At 59.4% G+C, this 17,665-nt stretch carries 14 protein-coding genes; 8 read left to right on the top strand and 6 right to left on the bottom strand.

The annotated features are described in order from the left end of the window. Positions 1-41: 41 nt before the first annotated feature. Complete coding sequence (gene rmf, locus BUC36_RS00135) at positions 42-293, bottom strand: ribosome modulation factor (protein ID WP_073270268.1); 252 nt, start codon at positions 291-293, stop codon at positions 42-44. Positions 294-755: 462 nt separating this feature from the next. On the opposite strand from rmf, the gene rlmKL reads away from it, so the two are divergent. Further along, positions 756-2,954 (top strand): bifunctional 23S rRNA (guanine(2069)-N(7))-methyltransferase RlmK/23S rRNA (guanine(2445)-N(2))-methyltransferase RlmL, encoded by a 2,199-nt coding sequence (gene rlmKL, locus BUC36_RS00140; protein ID WP_234994944.1) that lies wholly within the window; start codon positions 756-758, stop codon positions 2,952-2,954. 93 nt (positions 2,955-3,047) lie between these two features. Here rlmKL and BUC36_RS00145 read toward each other — a convergent pair whose 3' ends face one another. Together BUC36_RS00145 and BUC36_RS00150 are read right to left on the bottom strand one after the other, a co-directional pair. After that, positions 3,048-5,507: a bifunctional serine/threonine-protein kinase/formylglycine-generating enzyme family protein gene (locus BUC36_RS00145; RefSeq protein WP_073270270.1), complete on the bottom strand. Its 2,460-nt coding sequence runs from the start codon at positions 5,505-5,507 to the stop codon at positions 3,048-3,050. Between the two features lie 18 nt (positions 5,508-5,525). Continuing rightward, entirely contained in the window at positions 5,526-6,449 is a 924-nt protein-coding gene (locus BUC36_RS00150) for a PP2C family protein-serine/threonine phosphatase (protein WP_073270272.1), read from the bottom strand. 312 nt (positions 6,450-6,761) lie between these two features. On the opposite strand from BUC36_RS00150, the gene BUC36_RS00155 reads away from it, so the two are divergent. Both BUC36_RS00155 and BUC36_RS00160 read left to right on the top strand, forming a co-directional pair. Continuing rightward, complete coding sequence (locus BUC36_RS00155) at positions 6,762-7,628, top strand: FHA domain-containing protein (protein ID WP_073270274.1); 867 nt, start codon at positions 6,762-6,764, stop codon at positions 7,626-7,628. 5 nt (positions 7,629-7,633) lie between these two features. Further along, positions 7,634-7,882: a glutaredoxin family protein gene (locus tag BUC36_RS00160; protein WP_073270276.1), complete on the top strand. Its 249-nt coding sequence runs from the start codon at positions 7,634-7,636 to the stop codon at positions 7,880-7,882. A gap of 89 nt (positions 7,883-7,971) precedes the next feature. Here BUC36_RS00160 and BUC36_RS00165 read toward each other — a convergent pair whose 3' ends face one another. Further along, on the bottom strand, positions 7,972-9,948 hold the full coding sequence (locus BUC36_RS00165; RefSeq protein ID WP_073270278.1) for a transglycosylase SLT domain-containing protein: 1,977 nt from the start codon (positions 9,946-9,948) through the stop codon (positions 7,972-7,974). A 159-nt stretch (positions 9,949-10,107) separates the two neighbouring features. On the opposite strand from BUC36_RS00165, the gene BUC36_RS00170 reads away from it, so the two are divergent. Continuing rightward, entirely contained in the window at positions 10,108-11,985 is a 1,878-nt protein-coding gene (locus BUC36_RS00170; RefSeq protein ID WP_073270279.1) for an ATP-binding cassette domain-containing protein, read from the top strand. Positions 11,986-12,030: 45 nt separating this feature from the next. Here BUC36_RS00170 and BUC36_RS00175 read toward each other — a convergent pair whose 3' ends face one another. Then, a complete protein-coding gene (locus BUC36_RS00175; protein WP_073270281.1) occupies positions 12,031-12,474 on the bottom strand; it encodes a universal stress protein in 444 nt (147 codons plus the stop codon). A 148-nt stretch (positions 12,475-12,622) separates the two neighbouring features. Here BUC36_RS00175 and BUC36_RS00180 point away from each other — a divergent pair, with 148 nt between their 5' ends. The 4 genes from BUC36_RS00180 to BUC36_RS00195 all read left to right on the top strand — a co-directional run bounded on the left by BUC36_RS00180 (position 12,623) and on the right by BUC36_RS00195 (position 16,917). Then, positions 12,623-13,147 (top strand): hypothetical protein, encoded by a 525-nt coding sequence (locus BUC36_RS00180; RefSeq protein ID WP_073270284.1) that lies wholly within the window; start codon positions 12,623-12,625, stop codon positions 13,145-13,147. Between the two features lie 229 nt (positions 13,148-13,376). After that, positions 13,377-16,064: a type I DNA topoisomerase gene (gene topA / locus BUC36_RS00185; protein ID WP_073270285.1), complete on the top strand. Its 2,688-nt coding sequence runs from the start codon at positions 13,377-13,379 to the stop codon at positions 16,062-16,064. Continuing rightward, complete coding sequence (locus BUC36_RS00190) at positions 16,061-16,549, top strand: DUF6586 family protein (protein WP_073270287.1); 489 nt, start codon at positions 16,061-16,063, stop codon at positions 16,547-16,549. Before topA ends, BUC36_RS00190 begins: the two co-directional genes overlap by 4 nt. 110 nt (positions 16,550-16,659) lie before the next feature. Continuing rightward, the gene (locus tag BUC36_RS00195; protein ID WP_073270288.1) at positions 16,660-16,917 is read left to right on the top strand and encodes a hypothetical protein; all 258 of its coding nucleotides are present in this window, start codon (positions 16,660-16,662) and stop codon (positions 16,915-16,917) included. A gap of 125 nt (positions 16,918-17,042) precedes the next feature. Here BUC36_RS00195 and lexA read toward each other — a convergent pair whose 3' ends face one another. Beyond that, positions 17,043-17,648 (bottom strand): transcriptional repressor LexA, encoded by a 606-nt coding sequence (lexA, locus tag BUC36_RS00200; protein ID WP_073270290.1) that lies wholly within the window; start codon positions 17,646-17,648, stop codon positions 17,043-17,045. Positions 17,649-17,665: the final 17 nt, after the last annotated feature.

The following is a 17,665-nucleotide window of genomic DNA, read 5'->3' on the forward strand; positions in this document are numbered from 1 at the left end:
TCGGGGTAAAGTCTATTGATCGAGTTCGCAATCGCTCGAATCTAGACGGTACTCCAGCCGTCGGGGTATTGGATATCGGTGGAGACGGCGCTGTAGATCTCCAGTTTTTGCGCCTTGGTGGTCTTGTCGAAGCCGTTCCAGTAGTCTTCGCGCCCTTCACGCCAGCCATTTACCCATTCCTGATGGGACGCACCGTTGATATACGGGCAACTATCCATGGATTTGTTATGCAGGGCTGCGAGGTAGCCCTTGTAGAATGCTCTATCGGCTGGGTTGCGTTTTTGGCGTTTCATCGTATGCAGTACCTCTGCTCTTGTTTATGCACAGGCGGCTCCGCCGCATGATCTTAGTTATTGCCGTTTTATTGCACCTGTATTTCTAAGCTTAGTGAATGATTCAATTAGGTTGCCACGCCACCCTCCATTTAACTCCGCGTTAATCCAAGAGTATTGTCGTGCCTGGCGAATCAGAAAAGCGCTCACCTCGGCATGTTGTTTTGTGCACTAAATGACATTGTGTTGGGGGCGGCCTCTCAGCGCCTCAAAGCTAACAGTAATGACGACGCATTCTAGTAGAGCAAAAGGTGCTTAATGTGTGAACGAACACTTTTGACTTAAAGCGGCTCTTGATAGACAAAATACGTATAGGTAGCAGCGCGGAATCGCCACTCCGGCGCCAATAGGTTGCATTGAGCGTCTCGGCGAAATGTTGGAAACCTGTTTCCATCAGGTTTCAAGAATGAGTAAAAGATTTTGATTGAACAGCTGAATGAACAACTGGCACTGACTGCCACCTGTCCCAAGGGTCTCGAGGGGCTTTTGGCTGAAGAACTGCGCGCACTCGGTGCCAGTGATACCCGTGAACAACCGGCGGCGGTGCATTTCTCCGGTTCGCTGGAGCTGGCTTATCGCTGTTGCCTGTGGAGCCGCCTGGCCAATCGTATCATGCTGCGCCTGGAGCAGGTCCGCATCAGCAGCGCGGAAGACCTGTACCGCGCGGTCGCGGCGCAGCCCTGGGAGCGGCATATCAATCCTTCCGGCAAGTTGTGGCTGCAGTTTTCCGGCACCAACCGAGAGATCCGCAACAGCCAGTTTGGCGCGCAGAAAGCCAAGGACGCGATAGTGGACCGCTTGCGTCGCGACAGCGGTGCGAGGCCGGTGATCGACAAGCAGAATCCGGATTTGACGGTTGCCCTGCGGCTTCAGCGGGACAGGCTGGATATCGCCATCGATCTCAGCGGTGACAGCTTGCACCGGCGCGGCTACCGCACCCATATCGGCGCAGCGCCGCTGAAGGAGAACCTCGCCGCGGCACTGTTACTGCGCGCCGGCTGGCCCCAGATTGCGGCAGAAGGCGGAACCCTGCTGGATCCCATGTGCGGTTCCGGCACCATCCTGATCGAAGGCGCGATGATAGCCGCAGACATCGCGCCGGGCCTGCTGCGCGACAGTTTTGGCTTTGAGCGCTGGCTCAATCACCAGAGTGATATCTGGAATCAGCTGCGGGAGGAAGCCCTGGAGCGCCGGCGTCGCGGACTGGAGCGGGAACTGCCAGAAATTCGCGGCTACGATGCCGACGCCAAGGTCCTGTTTGCCGCGGAAGCAAATATTGCCCGTGCCGGGCTGGAGCGGCAGGTGCGCGTCAGCTGCCGTCCGGTGGCGGCCTTCAAGGTGCCGAGCCACCGCGAGATCAAGCCCGGCCTGGTACTTACCAACCCTCCATACGGCGAGCGTCTCGGTGAACAGGAAGCGCTGCGCGAAACTTACGCAGAGCTGGGCCGCCAGCTGAAGAGCGAGTTTGGTGGCTGGCTGGTTGGTATCTTTACCGGTAATCCGGAACTCGGTTTCGAAACAGGGCTCCGTTCGCACAAGCAGTATCAGCTCTACAACGGCAGTATTCCCAGCCAGTTGCTGCTGTTCCATGTTCGCCAGCAGTCGGCCGAAAGTGGGGCGGAAGAGGGCGCCCGCAAGTTGTCCCCGGAAGCCGACATGGTGGCGAACCGGCTGCGCAAGAACCTGCGCAACATCGGCAAGTGGGCGCAGAAAAATAATATTGATTGCTACCGCCTCTACGATGCGGACTTGCCGGAATACGCCGCGGCCATCGATTTGTACAAATCAGTTGATGGGCAGGTGTCTGCCCATGTGCAGGAATACCGCGCGCCGGCCAGCGTAGATGAAAACAAGGCGCGCTCGCGTCTGCGCGATCTGGTGCGTGCGGTGCAGCTGGTGCTGGAAATTCCACAGCGCAATATCAGTATCAAGGAGCGTCGGCGCCACAGTCATAAGGGCGACCAGAAGGGCGGCAGCCAGTATCAGAAGCAAGCGGATTCTTCTGCCGCCAGCATCTGGGTCACAGAACACGGGGCCGAGCTGGAGGTAAATCTCCGGGCGTATCTGGATACCGGCCTCTTCCTGGATCACCGCCCCGTGCGTCGCTATCTCCGCGAACACGCGCGTGGCAAGAAATTTTTGAATCTCTTCTGCTACACCGCCAGCGCTACCGTCCAGGCGGCCCTGGGTGGTTGCGAGCAGAGCACCAGTGTGGATATGTCGAAGACTTATCAGGCCTGGAGTGCGCGCAATTTCCGCCGCAACAACCTGGATCCCTATCGTCATCAGTTGGTGGAGGCAGACTGCCTGCAGTGGCTGGCATCGGCCCAGCAGAACCGTCGCGCGCACTACGATCTGATTTTTCTGGATCCGCCGAGTTTTTCCAATTCCGCCAAAATGCGCGGTGTCCTGGATATTCAGCGCGATCACGCCACGCTGGTTCGCCAGTGCATGTCACTCCTGGCGCCGGGGGGAATGCTGGTATTTTCCAATAACCTGCGCAGCTTCAAGATGGATGAGAGCCTGGTGACGGAGTTCAACGTCGAAAACTTACCGCTGCTGGATAAGGATTTTCAACGCAATCCGAAAATTCACAATGTGTGGAAAATTCAGGCGAAGTAGGGCAGTTGATTAATTGTTGGAGCGCACCGGTAAAACACAGCCCCGTGTTTTACCGGTCCACTCTATCGCGCGATCGGGTGGGGATGTGCTCAGTTAGTCCAGTTCCATGACTATTCGGAAGCCCACCTCGACGGACATGGTGTTTTCACTAAGCCCCTTGCGGTAATCGGAGCTGATGTTGTTCAGTGGATCGCGCATGGATCCACCGCGCACCGCGCGCAGGCCGCAGTTGTCGATAACGACCGGGCGCGCGTCGCTGCGGCTTTTACTGTAGTCACCCAGATAGCAGTCCTGCACCCATTCGGCCACATTGCCGGCGGTGTCGTACAGGCCAAAGTTATTTGCCCGGTAGTGACCGGTCGGCGCGCTGCTGACGCGGAAGATACTGTTGAACTCGCTGGCGCAGCCGCGCCGGCAGTTGGCTTTGCCCCGCGCGTCGTCGTCGCCCCACCAGAACGGGTGTCGCACGCCACTGCGGGCGGCATACTCCCACTCCGCTTCGCTGGCGAGCCGGTAACGCTTGCCGGTTTCCCGCGACAGCCAGCGCACGTAGTCCCGGGCATCGCGCCAGCTGACGTTGATCACCGGTCGTTCGCCACGGCCCCAGCCGGCGTCGCCGGGTAGGGCGGCACCGGTCGCCTCGGCGAAGCGGTCGTATTCATCGAAAGTGATTTCGTGAGTGGAAATCGCAAACGGTTTCTCGATGCGCACGCGATGAGCCGGGCTGGCGAAAGCGCGCTTGCTGTTACCCATGCGGAAGCTGCCCGCCTTGACGACGATCATTTGTGGCCCGCGTCCGCCGGACGCCAGCGTCGAACGAATTTTTTTCCCGGCAGTGTAGGCGCGCTTCAGTTCTACGGGCACGGAGAGATCCCGGTCGTCGACTGCTATCCAGCGACGAACGGTGGTGTAGCCGGGTTTGCTTACTTCCAGGTCGTAATTGCCGGGTTCCAGTTCCATGCCGGCCTGGTAGCGCGGATTGATGTTCATGATCCGCACGCGGGCGTCGCGCGGCTTGGGGCGCACGGTGAGACTGAACAGGTCCAGCGGAGCGGTGTCGGTAGCCTCTTCGTTTGCCGCCGGCTTTTCGCTGCCGGCTTTTACCGGTGTTTCGTCCTCGACCGCTGCGGCGATATCTTCCGTCGGCGTCCCGGGTATTGCCGGTTCGTCAACTGCGGACGCTGCGCCGGTTGTTTCGGTTTGCTCCGATGCACTGGCGGCCAGCGCGCTATCGATGACTGGTGTTAGCGGGGAGGGCAGTGCTAGCGCGGCAGCGGCGGGGGCTTGCTGCGTGGCGTTATCCGCCTCCCGGGCACTCGGGTTCGTGCGGGCAAGAAGATCCCCATCCTGCTCCGGCAGGAACAACTGTGCAGTGAACCGGGTGGAATTTCCCAGCAGCGGCGAGTCAGCGTGCCACCGCAGCTTGTAGCTGATCAGGCTGAAAAGAATCCACCCGAAGGCGACGGAAACGATAAGCAGGCTGCTCAGTAGCCACCGTCGGCGCTTGTACTGGGGTGCCTGCTGAATCACCTGCTGGATGCGCATAATGGTCGCCTGTTCGGCGCGCGGGTGATTCTCGTCTAGGGGTTTGTCGCGCCAGCGCGCCCAGGCCCTAATGAGATGGTCGCTGAATGTGCCCCACAGGGTCAGTAACAGGGCGCGCATCAGGCTGGAAACACGCACCGAAGTATTGTTGAGCTGGGTGGCCTGGGCTGTCGGCTTGCCCGCCAGGGCGGCGATCAACTGGTCGATCGCATCCACAACGTCGAGGCCGCGCTGGAAGCGCTGCTCCGGGTCTTTCGCGAGAAAGCGGTCGACCAGGTTCTGATAGAGGGAGTGGCGCGCCGGCAGTCGGGGAATAGGGTCCGTCAGATGTTTGATCGCGATGGCGACGGCCTCATCCGCCTGATAGGGCACCGCGCTGGTGATCATCTCGTAAAAGACGACGCCGAGGCTGTAGAGATCGGCGCGACCGTCGATCGCCGCGCCGCGGGCCTGCTCCGGACTCATATAGTGCGGGGTGCCAACCACCATGCCGGTATTGGTCATGCGGGTGGTGCGGGCGACCGCCCGGGCCACCCCGAAGTCTGTCAGCACGGCAGAACCGTCTTCGCGGAACAGGATGTTTTCCGGCTTGAGGTCCCGGTGCACGTAGCCCTTACCGTGGGCGTTATCCAGTGCCATGGCGATCTGGCGGGTAACGTTCAGGGCTTCCAGCGGATCCATGACGCCCTTCGCCAGCCGGTCGGATACCGAGCCGCCGGGCATGTAGTCCATGGCGATATAGTTGAGGCTGCGGTAGCGGCCGATATCGTGAATGGCGACGATATTCGGGTGCGAAAGCTGGCCGACAATATTGGCTTCGCGCTGGAAGCGCTCGCTGAATATAGGGTCGGCATTGAGTACTGGTGACATCACTTTGAGAGCCACCTGGCGGCCGACACTGCGCTGGATCGCGAGGTACACGGTCGACATACCGCCCTGGTTGATCTTTTTCAGGATTCGGTAGCCGGGGATTTCCAACGAGTTATTGCTGGTACTGACGACTTCCATAGAGCGCTTTCCCTGAAATTAAAATTGGCCGAGCAGGTCGGCGGCGAAGGCGGCGATAAGTCCTACCGCGATAATCGCCAGCAGTATTTTAACGCTCACTTTAAAACGCCGAAGCAACCTGCGTAGTGCGCCAGTTGTGCACGAAGTCCACTTTTGGGCACTGGTTGGCGCCGGACTCGGCGCATTGATGACCTGGACAGTGATGTTGTCTTTGCCTCCCGCATCCAGTGCGGCGGCGATCAACAGATCGGCAGCGCGGCGATTGTCGCTGTTATCCGCCAGGACCTCGGCAATCAGCTCTGCGTCGACTTCGGCGCTGAGACCATCGCTGCACAGCAATAATTTTTGTCCCGGCGCCCAGGTCGACGAGACGCGGTCAATTTCCAATTTGGGATTGGTGCTGCCGCCGATGCAGCGGGTGATTACATGGCGATTAGGGTGGCTGGCAGCTTCCGAAGAATTGATGGCACCAGAATCCACCAGCATTTGTACGTAGGAATGATCGCTGGTGAGTTGCTTCAGTTCACCCTTGCCTGCGCCGGGTGACCAAAGATAGGCGCGGCTGTCGCCGACCCAGTAAACGTGGAAATAGGCGCCGTCCTCGGCAACCACTACCGCGGTGGAGCCCATATTGACGGAATTTTGATCATCTCCCAGTAACAGCGCGTGGGCGCGCTGCAGAGCCCGCTCGTAGTGGCGGTCGGTGGCGGCAGAGCGCTGAATCTCTTCTACGACCGTCTGGCTGGCAATCTCGCCGGCCTGGTGGCCGCCGAGGCCGTCGGCCACGACCCAGATGCCCCGTTGTTCATCGGCCCAGTAGGAATCTTCGTTTTGATCGCGTTTATAGCCGGGGTGGGTGGCGCCGGCGCTGCGCGTGGCGCCACTGGTGCGCTGGACTGTCCCGCTGTGCCGCGATACTTCGCGTACTTTGGCTTCACTCACTGGCGTGCAACTACCTGTCTTTATTCTGTTTTCCGGCGATCCAACGGCTGACCAAGATAACCGCTGGTCCCGTCCCTGTGGAACTGCAGGGAGAAGCAGTTCACGCTGATTTCGGCGCATCACCGATGTTAAACGCGTTGGCCATTGTAAGCTGCAAACGGAATCACACGCTAACGAAAATCCACGTGATAAACTCCAGACCATCGATAAGAATCAATGTTGCGGCAGCGGGCTGCTGCAAAATTGTCATCATCACCACCCAGTGGGCGCGTTTTTTTTTGCCGCGATGGGTCTGGTAGGGGAAATATCCACATGTTCAAACTTTGTGACCTGAAAGATGCCAGTTTAAGTGTCTGGCTGGTTGCGCCGAAAGTAACCTTGGGGCGCGCTGCCAACTGCGACTTAACCATTGCCGATGACTCTGTCGCCAAGCTGCAGGCGGAAATTGTCGTCGACGGCGAAACACTGACACTGAATAATCTGTCGGGTGCAGGTCAAATTCTGCTCAATGGCAGTCCGGTAAAGGGCAGCTGCGAGGTCAAGCTGAACGATCAGTTGCAGGTCGGCGGCCGAGTGCTGCAAGTGGTGGATCCCAAAGTGACCAAGCTTAGGGCGGCGGCATCCGCCAGCAGTGTCGCCTGGGCGCTGAGGGCCAATCATCCGGCGATCGCCGGCAAGGTCTTCCCGGTCAAAGAGACTACGGTGGTGGGGCGCTCGGATGAATGCGACATCACTTTTTCGCTGTCACACCTTTCCCGCCGTCACGCCCGTTTGGAAGTTCGCGAGGGGTTGTTGTTTGTCACCGATCTCGGTTCAGCGAACGGTACTTACCTCAATAACAAGCGCATCGTGGAAACCCGAGTGCGCCGCGGTGATGAACTGCGCTTCGATACATTGAGTTTCAGCGTTGTGGGCCCGGCGGACGATCTCGACAAGACGACGGTGCGGCCGGCAATTTCCATTCCGCAGGCAAGAGCTGCCAGCCAGGAGGCCAAAGACGCGCAGGGAAGACCCAATGTGGTTTCTTTCGCTGAAACCACACGGGAGCGCCAGAAATATCAAGGCAGTTCGGCCGTCGCTGAAGCGAGTGGCGGCAGTGGCTGGATCTGGGTTACCGGTTTGTTACTGGCGGCGGCCACGCTCGGCTACTTCTGGGCGCGCAATCAGGGATATTTCTGATTTCCATGTCTCGCGAGTTGTTGCTTTACACAACGCTTGGTTGTTCCCTCTGTGAAAAGGCCAAGTGCGAAATATGGCCGCAACTTGAAAAATTCCAGTTGCGCCTGCGGGAGGTGGATATCGCTGACGATCCGCTACTACTCGATCGTCTGGCGACGCGGATTCCTGTGGTCGGGCTGGGCGATCCTGACGATGTCTGCGCCTGGCCATTTGATCAACGGCAATTGGCTGAGTGGTTGCAGCGGCGTCTCTGAAACATTGCGTCAACGCTTAGTCTGTTCGTTTTCGTCACCGCACAATTGCGTTAGCTGCCTGCCGGAAAGCGGCTTACGAAAAATGTCCTCTACAGTTTACGGCTCGCCTCGTTTTCGTTGAGCAGTGACGCCTTGGTACCGCTGCGATAGGCATATATTACCGAGTACGCCAGTACATTCTGGACGTAGTGGCGAGTTTCGCTAAACGGAATCGTTTCAATCCATACATCAAATGGCAGTTGGTTTTTGCTTTCCTTTAACCAGCTCGCTACCCGAGTGGGGCCGGCATTGTAGGCTGCCGCGGCGAGAAAGCGGTTGTTATCGAAGCGACTGAGCAGCGTATTGAGATAGAAACTGCCGAGGGCGATGTTGGTGCTCGGGCTGAGCAGGTCCCAGCTTCGCCGGTAGTGCACGCCGGCCCTGCGGGCAGTTGCGCGGGCCGTCGACGGCAGCAGTTGCATCAATCCCAGTGCGCCTGCATGGGACCTTGCGTCGTGGCTGAAATGGCTTTCCTGGCGCGCGACGGCGTAGATTAGGTATGGATCCAGGGCGGTTTTGTCGCCCATGCGCTTGCTGACGTCGGCGACAATGTCGGCGAAGGCCAGTGGGAAGCGCAATTCCAGGTCATCCAGATAGTCCGCCGCCAAAACCGACTGAATGGACTTGTGGTACCAGCCCCAGGAGCTGGCCAGTTTGCCGGCCGTGAGCAGTTCGTCGTGCGACAGGCCGGCAGTGGCGTAGTCCCACTCCCGGCGCGCGTGATACAGCTCGCCAATGGCCTGCAACTCGCGCGCCCGCAGCATGGCCGGGCGCTTCGCCATCTGCTCTACCTGCATCGGAGTGACGGGCGCCGGGCGGTCGACGAAACTGTAGTTCTGTCCCAGTGTGTCGGCTGCAAGGAAGCCGTAGTAACTCCGCTCTTCCGCGGCTTTGCGATAGAGGTGCACGGCCGCGTCGGCACGGCCCTTGCCGTAGACTTCTTCCAGGGAGCGGGCCTTCCAGTAGAGCCAGCGGTCGCGCTGCTGCTGTTCCTCTGGCAACCGGTCTATCCAGAAGGCGAGCTGCTCCCAGTCCATTTCCCGCAGCGACTGTCGCGCCAGCCATTCGATGGTGCGCTCGTCGGCTATTTCCTGGTCCTTGACGAGTTGTCTGACCGCGGCGAGGTTGTCCTGACGGGCAAACTGCAGGGCCAGGTCGCGCAGGATCTCTTCCCGCTCCTGGTCGCTGAACAGGTAGCTGGCCTGGTAGCGCCGCCAGGCTTGCTCCGCGCTGGTGGCATCCTGGCGCGCCAGGCGGTGGAGGCCGTGTACCACTATGTCGCGATACTCGGGTTTATCACTGATAAATCTCGAATAATTGAGCAGCAGCTCCGGGTTCTTGTGTACCGCGCGAAGCAATTCCGCCATTTGTAGGTGGGGGGCGTCCATCTTGCCGGCGATATAGGTGGCGAGGTCCAGGTGGCCGCTCTGGAGCGCCAGCTGGTGACGGCGCCAGGCCAGGCTCTGGGTGAGGCCGCCTTCTTTCATCCAGCGGGCGAACACCGGATCACACTCCTCGGCCTGGGAGTTGCCTACCAGCCACAGCTCTTCCACCAGGCGATAGGCTTCGTCCTTGCTGCCGTGATGCGACAGCGCATCGGCGTAATAGCAGCGCAGGGCGTCGCGGGTTATCTTGTCCGGCTCGTAATATTTGAGGTAGGCCTGAAAGCGCTTGCGACTGCCCAGTTCCCGCAGTACGCGCACTCGCATCCAGTCGCCGATGGCCGTGTCTCGATTGTCGGCCAGGAATTGATCGATCTCGTCGTAGGGCAGCCGTGAGAGTTTCTTGCTGATGGCCCAGTAGTCGATATAGGGCTGCAGCGGATAATCCTGCAACTCCGTTTTCAGTGCTTGCAGAGTGCGCTGGTCATTGTGCGCAATTGCAGTGCGCGCGGCCCTCAGCTTTTCCCGCTGGGCTACGGCCGCTTCGGCGTCGCCCTCGGCTGCATGCGCCGGGGGCAGGCCCGATGTTATTGAGGTGGCCAGTAGTGAAAAGAGAAGCGCGATTCCCTTTGCGTCAATCGACATCACATTTACCCGATTGAAAGTTCGCACCGTTAATTTACCAGAACGGTGCGGAAAAAATGCGTAAAATATCCGTTTTTCACATGGCCGGATTCACTATTCCCCACAGTTTTCAGGGCTGTTTGGTTTCGAACCGGCCTACTTACATTGTAGTGCTTATTTATGTTGCTTCAGTTGGACGGGGTCAGTCTTCGTTACGGAACCCAAGTACTTGCGGATGATGTCTGTGCAAAGATCGAGCGGGGCGACCGTATCTGCCTGGTGGGTCGCAACGGCGAGGGGAAATCCAGCCTGTTGCGCCTGATTGCGGGCCAGATTGATGTCGATGGTGGCGAGGTTGTGCGAGCTAGCGGCTTGGTGCTGGCCACGCTGGAGCAGGAGCTGCCGTCGGACTGTACTGACAGCGTCTACCGCTTTGTTGCCGGCGGGCTCGGCGATGTGGGACTGTGGCTGGCAGACTACCGCGCGGAACCCTGTGCCGAACTCCAGTCGCAAATCGAGTCGGCACACGGCTGGGATCTGCTGCCGCGCATCGATAGTGTTCTGGACCGGCTGGGCTTGAATGGTGAGGATTCCGTCGCAGATCTGTCCGGTGGCTGGCAGCGGCGTGCTGCGCTGGCTCGGGCGCTGGTTACCGAGCCGGACCTGCTGATTCTCGATGAGCCCACCAACCACCTGGATATCGCTGCCGTGGAGTGGCTGGAAAACTTCCTCGCCAGTTACCGCGGTGCGCTCCTGTTTGTCAGTCACGACCGCGCGCTGGCGCAGCGGCTGGCGCGGACAGTCTGGGACCTGGATCGCGGCCATCTGCGGGTCTTCCAGTGCAGCTTCGACAGATACCAGCAGGAAAAAGAACGGGTGCTTGAGGAGGAAGCGCGGCACGAAGCGCTGTTTGACAAGAAGCTCGCCCAGGAAGAGGCCTGGATTCGCCAGGGTATCAAAGCTCGCCGCACGCGCAATGAAGGGCGGGTGAGGGCCCTGCAGGCGCTGCGAAGCCAACGCGAGGCCCGGCGCAGTCGCCAGGGGATCGCCAGGATGGCCCTGGACGCTGGCGAGATGTCCGGCAAGCTGGTGGCGGAGCTGGAGGACGTCTCGTTTGCTTACCCCGGTGAGGCGCCTCTGATCCGCAATCTGTCCTTTACCCTGTTGCGCGGCGACAAGGTCGGCCTGATCGGTCCCAACGGCGTTGGCAAGAGCACATTGATTCGCCTGTTGTTGGGTGAGCTGCAGCCGGACGCCGGCCAGATTCGCCTCGGCACCAAACAGCAAGTCGCTTATTTCGACCAGCGCCGCGATCGGCTGAATCCTGAACTGACGGTGCTGGACAATATCGCCGAGGGGCGGGATTCCATTACCGTCGGTGGCAAAAGCCGCCACGTGATGTCCTACCTGGCGGATTTCCTGTTCACTGGGGTCAAGGCACGTACCAAGGTGGAAGCCCTCAGCGGCGGCGAGCGTAATCGCGCGCTGTTGGCGAAACTGTTCAGCCAGCCGGCCAATATCCTGGTGCTGGACGAGCCGACCAATGACCTGGATGTGGAAACCCTGGAGCTGCTCGAGCAGCTGCTGCTGGACTTTACCGGCACAGTATTGCTGGTCAGCCACGACCGCGCCTTCCTCGACAATGTGGTGGACTCCTGCCTCGCCTTTGAGGGTAGTGGTCGCGTGCGGGAATACGTCGGTGGCTATGGTGATTTTCTGCGCCAGGGAGGCAGCTTCGCGCCGCTAGAGCAGAGCAAAGAACTGGCGGAGGCAAAAGCCGACATAGCCCCGGAAAGTAAAACTGCGCCAGAGAGCAGAGCGCCAGCGCAGAAGAAAAAACTCAGCTACAAACTGCAACGCGAGCTGGACAGTTTGCCGGCGCTTATCGAGCGGCTCGAAGGGGAGGTTGGTGAACTGGAGGAGCAGGTCGCGCAGCCGGAGTTCTATCAGCAGGATCAGGCCGCGGTAGAAGCCAAGTTGCGACTGCTTGCCGACAAGCAATCAGAGCTGGAGACTGCATTTGACCGCTGGTCGGAGCTGGAAAGTGGTGAAGGGTGAGTGACAAGGGGGAGAGTGGCGCGCTCGGCCACTCACCGCAATATGTTATTTCGATTCCACGTTGACCCTGACAGCCAGTACATCGCAGCCGGCGCCGTGCAGTACGCCATTGGCGGTGGAGCCGAGCAATAGCGCGAGCCCGTGACGGCCGTGGCTGCCGATGACAATCAGGTCGGCCTCCTGCTCTTCGGCGAGGCGGTGAATTTCCGTGGCCGGCTGGCCCAGTACCACGTGCTGTCGCTCCGCTGGCACATTCAGCTGGTCCGCAGCCTTGCGCAGTTGTTCCTTGGCCTGTGTCTGCAATTGTTCCTGGACTTCGGACAGGTCCATGGGGATATCGCCGCCATAGGCAAACGTCAGGGGCTCGATCACATGGACAAGACTCAGGTCTGCATCGAAAGCCTTGCCGAGTTCCCCCGCTTTTTCCAGAACTTGAGAAGATTCCTCCGAAAGATCCAAGCCAACGAGAATGCGTTTGTAACTGGCCATAAATCGCTCCGCTCCTTTCCTTTTATGTACGCGAGTGCTTTCATTGCGCGCCTCGCTCCCCGAAAGTCTACTGTAAAAAAAACTGGTTGACATAAATGGCGCGGGGCATCGCACAATAGGCGCCGTTTTCTACCGACAAGGAGTGGTTATGTCCGGTTGGCTTCCGCTGATCATTATTCTATTTGCCGTAGCCCTGGTGCTCGGGCCGGTAATGTGGCTCAAGCCCAACCAGCGCGACCGCCGTCTCGCCAAATTGCGCGGCAGCGCCGCCAAGTCCGGTATGCCAGTGCAGATGCTAAAACTTCCGGCGGCACTGGGCGAGGGGACCGCCGCAGTCTATTACAACCGTTGGGGCGACTCGCGGCGATTACAACTGGGCTGGGTGCTGGAGCTACAGCGGATGGAACACGATATGCACTTTGCCGGTCGTTGGGATTGGCGCAAAGGGCGCGCTGCGCCGCAACCGGCGTGGGAACCCTTGCGGCAATTGCTGGACCAACTACCCAGGGATGCCTGTGCAATCGTGGCCAATGAAAACGGGTTTGGCATCCAGTGGCAGGAGACTGGCGGCGATTCAGCCTTTAGTCGCCTCGAGGCCACTCTCAACGAATTTCGCCCGAGAATAGAGGAAGCAATACGCCAGCCGAAACCCGAGGAGGTGGAGCGGGAGTAGGGCGTAGGGCACAGCCAAAGAAGCGCGTGAATTGCGTTTCCCGGGCAGCAAATTGGCGCGGTTTGGCACAGTGCACTGCCCTGCAAATCCGGTGACCGACTTCGCGAATTTGCGTCACTGGCTTGACCGCACCGGGGGCGGAGCTTATATATTCGCGCAGCGTCGGCCTTCGCCAAAGGGCTGTCAGGGATGCGAAAGCAGTAAATTTTCTTATTGAAATCAAAGGCTTATGGGTAAATCACTGGTCATCGTCGAATCACCGGCCAAAGCGAAAACCATCAACAAGTATCTCGGCAAGGACTTCATTGTTAAGTCCAGTGTCGGCCATATTCGCGATTTGCCTACCGGTGGCGGCAACAAGCAACCGGTCGACGCCAAGGAGCGTGCCCGCCGTGCCGCCGAGACGCGCAAGCTGTCTCCGGAGGCCAAAGAGGCTTACAAGCGCAAGAAAAACCGGGAACAGTTGATCAAGCGCATGGGTATCGACCCCGATCACGATTGGGCCGCACACTACGAAATTCTGCCGGGTAAGGAAAAAGTGGTCAGCGAACTGCGCAAACTGGCGGTGGAAGCGGACAACATTTATCTGGCGACGGACTTGGACCGCGAGGGGGAGGCGATCGCCTGGCACCTGCGCGAAGCCATTGGCGGCGACGATCAGCGCTACCGGCGGGTGGTGTTTAATGAAATCACCAAGTCCGCGATCCAGGAGGCGTTCAAGGACCCCGGGCGGCTGAACATCAACCGCGTAAACGCGCAACAGGCGCGCCGGTTCCTCGACCGCATCGTCGGCTATATGGTCTCGCCGCTGCTGTGGGAGAAAGTGGCTCGCGGGCTGTCCGCCGGGCGCGTGCAGTCTGTGGCAGTGCGCCTTGTCGTCGATCGCGAGCGGGAGATCCGCGCATTTATCCCCGAGGAATACTGGACACTGTTTGCCGATACTGCGACAGCCAAATCCGATGCCTTGCGCCTCGAGGTCAAAAAGCAGGGCGGCGAAGCTTTCCGCCCGACGAACGAAACCGACGCAACCGCCGCCGCCAAGGCGCTGCAGGCGAGTGATTATGTCGTCAGTGCGCGAGACGACAAGCCGACCAGCTCCAAACCGTCGGCCCCCTTTATCACGTCCACTCTGCAGCAGGCTGCGAGCAACCGCCTTGGCTTCAGCGTCAAAAAAACCATGATGCTGGCACAGCGCCTTTACGAAGCTGGCCACATTACCTATATGCGAACTGACTCCACCAACCTGAGTAAGGAAGCGGTGGAATCCGTGCGCGAATTTATCGGCGAAAATTACGGCGATAAATATCTACCGGATACGCCCACCAGCTACAGCAGCAAAGAGGGTGCCCAGGAAGCGCACGAGGCAATCCGTCCGTCCGATGTGCGGGTACAGCCGAACATGCTCACCGGTGTCGAGCGCGATGCGGAGCGTTTGTACAACCTGATCTGGCAGCAGTTCGTCGCCTGTCAGATGACGCCGGCTCAATTTACTTCTACATCAGTCGTCGTCAGTGCCGGTGATTTCGAACTGCGTGCCCGCGGCCGGGTGATTCGCTTCGACGGTTTCCTCAAAGTGGCACCGCCGGTCAGTAAAAAAGATGAGGATCTGGTACTGCCGGATGTCAAAGTGGGCGAGAAGCTCTCGCTGAAAAAGCTGGATCCGAAGCAGCATTTCACCAAACCGCCGGCACGCTACAGCGAGGCGGCGCTGGTTAAAGAGCTGGAAAAGCGTGGTATCGGTCGCCCCTCTACCTACGCTTCGATTATCTCTACCATCCAGGACCGCGGTTACGTGCGTCTGGAGAATCGTCGCTTCTACGCCGAGAAAATGGGGGATATCGTCACTGACCGCCTCAGTGAAAGCTTCAAGAATCTGATGGACTACGGCTTCACCGCCAGTCTCGAGGAATCCCTGGACTCTGTTGCCGATGGCGACAAGGGCTGGAAGCAGCTGCTCGACGAGTTTTACAAGGACTTCTCGGGGCGTCTGGAAAAGGCCCAGGCTGCGGATGGCGGCATGCGGCGCAATACGCCGACGGACACGGACATCGAGTGCAGCAAGTGCGGCCGGCATATGCAGATCCGTACCGGTTCCACCGGCGTGTTCCTCGGTTGCTCCGGCTATGCGCTGCCACCGAAGGAGCGCTGCACCAACACCATGAACCTGGTGTCCGGGGATGAAGCGGTGGATGCGGATCAGGATGAAGAGGCGGAATCCCGGCAACTGCGTGACAAGCGCCGTTGCTCCAAGTGCGGCACTGCCATGGACAGCTATTTGCTGGACGAGCAGCGCAAGCTGCATATTTGCGGCAATAACCCGGACTGCAATGGTTACGAGGTCGAGAAGGGCACCTTCAAGATCAAGGGTTATGACGGCCCGCTGATCGAGTGCGACAAATGCGGCAGCGATATGCAGTTGAAGTCCGGCCGGTTTGGCAAGTATTTCGGCTGCACCAATGAAACGTGCAAGAACACGCGAAAGCTGCTCAAAAGCGGGCAGCCGGCGCCGCCGAAAATGGATCCGGTTCCAATGCCCGAGCTGTCCTGCGAGAAGGTGGATGACCACTACATTCTGCGCGACGGTGCCTCTGGCCTGTTCCTCGCTGCCAGCCAGTTCCCGAAAAATCGCGAGACCCGGGCGCCCCTGGTGAAAGAGCTGCTGCCGCACAAAGAGGCAATAGATCCCAAGTACAGTTTCCTGTTTTCCGCACCGACGGAGGATGACCAGGGTCGCAATACGGTGGTGCGTTTCAGTCGCAAGACCCAGGAGCAGTACGTGCAGTCGGAGGAAGAGGGCAAGGCCACCGGCTGGCGCGCCTTCTACCGCGACGGCAAATGGCAGATCGAAGCCGGCAGCAAGGCCGCCGGTACCACGCGCAAACCGGCGCGCAAGAAAGCGGCCGCGAAGAAGTCATGAGCAATCCCTATACCGGAACGGTAGCTTCGGCGCTGCGCAAGAGTCAGTTGCTGCTGGCGACTGACTGCGAGGCGGCGCTACAGCGAAGCGCCGTGCAGGAAGCCGCGGTATTGCAGTTGTGGCGGGCCTATCGGGCATTTCTGGCCGAACTGGCCTATCAGCTGCACCTGGATGCCGAGCCCGAATCTGCACAGGCGCTGCTGGAGCGTGCACACGCCTTTGGTAAAAGCAGTGGCGAGGCGGCGGAGTTGCATGAGCTGGCTGCTGATCCGGACAGCTGGCTCGCCCGCTTACAGGCGGCTTGGGTGGCGCTGTGGAGTTTTTCCGCAGACCAGGCTGGCAGGCGCGAAGCCGCAAACCTGATTCCGGTGCAGAACCTGTCGGCTACCGAGCCGCTGCAGCTGACTGATGAATTATTGCACGATTGGTACAAGGCATTGAGTGAGCTGGTGCGGCGGCAGCGGGCTCAGACGGAAGAATGGTAGGCCCGCCCACTGCCTCCTCGCCCCGAACTTCATGGCCCTGCTGCGCTGAAACTCGCAAATTGCCTGTGGTACACTGCATAGAAATCGATGTGCAGTGAAGGGAGAAGCGAATGTCCTCCGAGACTTTTGAAATTATCGAGCTGGCCAATGGTGATGTGGCACTGCGTCGCGCCGGCCACAAGGAGGACCCGCTGGTGCGCATTCAGTTTTCAGCGGAAAGCCTGCAGTTCCTGGGTGAACATAAAGTAACCATTGCCCGTGCCATGCTGGAAGCGGGAATTGAGGCCGTGCAGAATCTTGATGATCTGGAGCCGCCCTATCTGGACGAAGAAGAAGAGCTGATGCCGATCAACCATACGGTGCATTGATCGCAAAATAGACAGTTCGTTTGTTGCCGAAGCGGCCCATGGTCGCGATCAGGTCCCCAAATGCCGGGGCTGGATCGCGACCATGGGCCGCTTCGTTTTATCCGGAAGAACGTCGCTGCAGATAATCAGGGGCTTTGACGGATCACCCCAACCGCCAGTCCCTCGATGGCGAAACTCTTGTCCCGCATGTCCACCTGAATCACTTCGAAATCTTCATTTTCGGGCAGCAGCTGCACAGTGGCCTGGTTGCCCTTGCGACGGAAACGCTTGACCGTCACTTCGTCCTCGATGCGGGCGACCACGATCTGGCCGTTGCGTACCTGATCAGTTCTCTGCACCGCGAGCAGGTCGCCATCGAGTATGCCGGCATCGCGCATGCTCATGCCGTGTACCCGCAACAGATAATCTGCCGGAGGGTGGAAGAAGTCCGCAGGCAGGTCACAGTAATCCTCGATATTCTCTTCGGCCAGGATCGGGTTGCCGGCGGCTACGCGGCCGACGATAGGCAGGCCTGTCTGGTGGTCCGGTATGCGAATGCCGCGCGAGGCGCCGGCCACCATCTCAATCGCCCCCTTGCGCGCGAGTGCCTTTAGGTGTTCCTCGGCCGCATTCGGCGAGCGAAAGCCCAGTTCCTGGGCGATCTCGGCGCGCGTTGGCGGGTAACCGGTTTCGTCCAAATAGACTTTGATCAGTTCGAGCACCTGAGCCTGGCGTGCAGTGAGATTGGTCATCGGGTCACCTTGTCTGT

This window comes from Microbulbifer donghaiensis (genome assembly GCF_900129095.1).
GTDB lineage: Bacteria > Pseudomonadota > Gammaproteobacteria > Pseudomonadales > Cellvibrionaceae > Microbulbifer > Microbulbifer donghaiensis.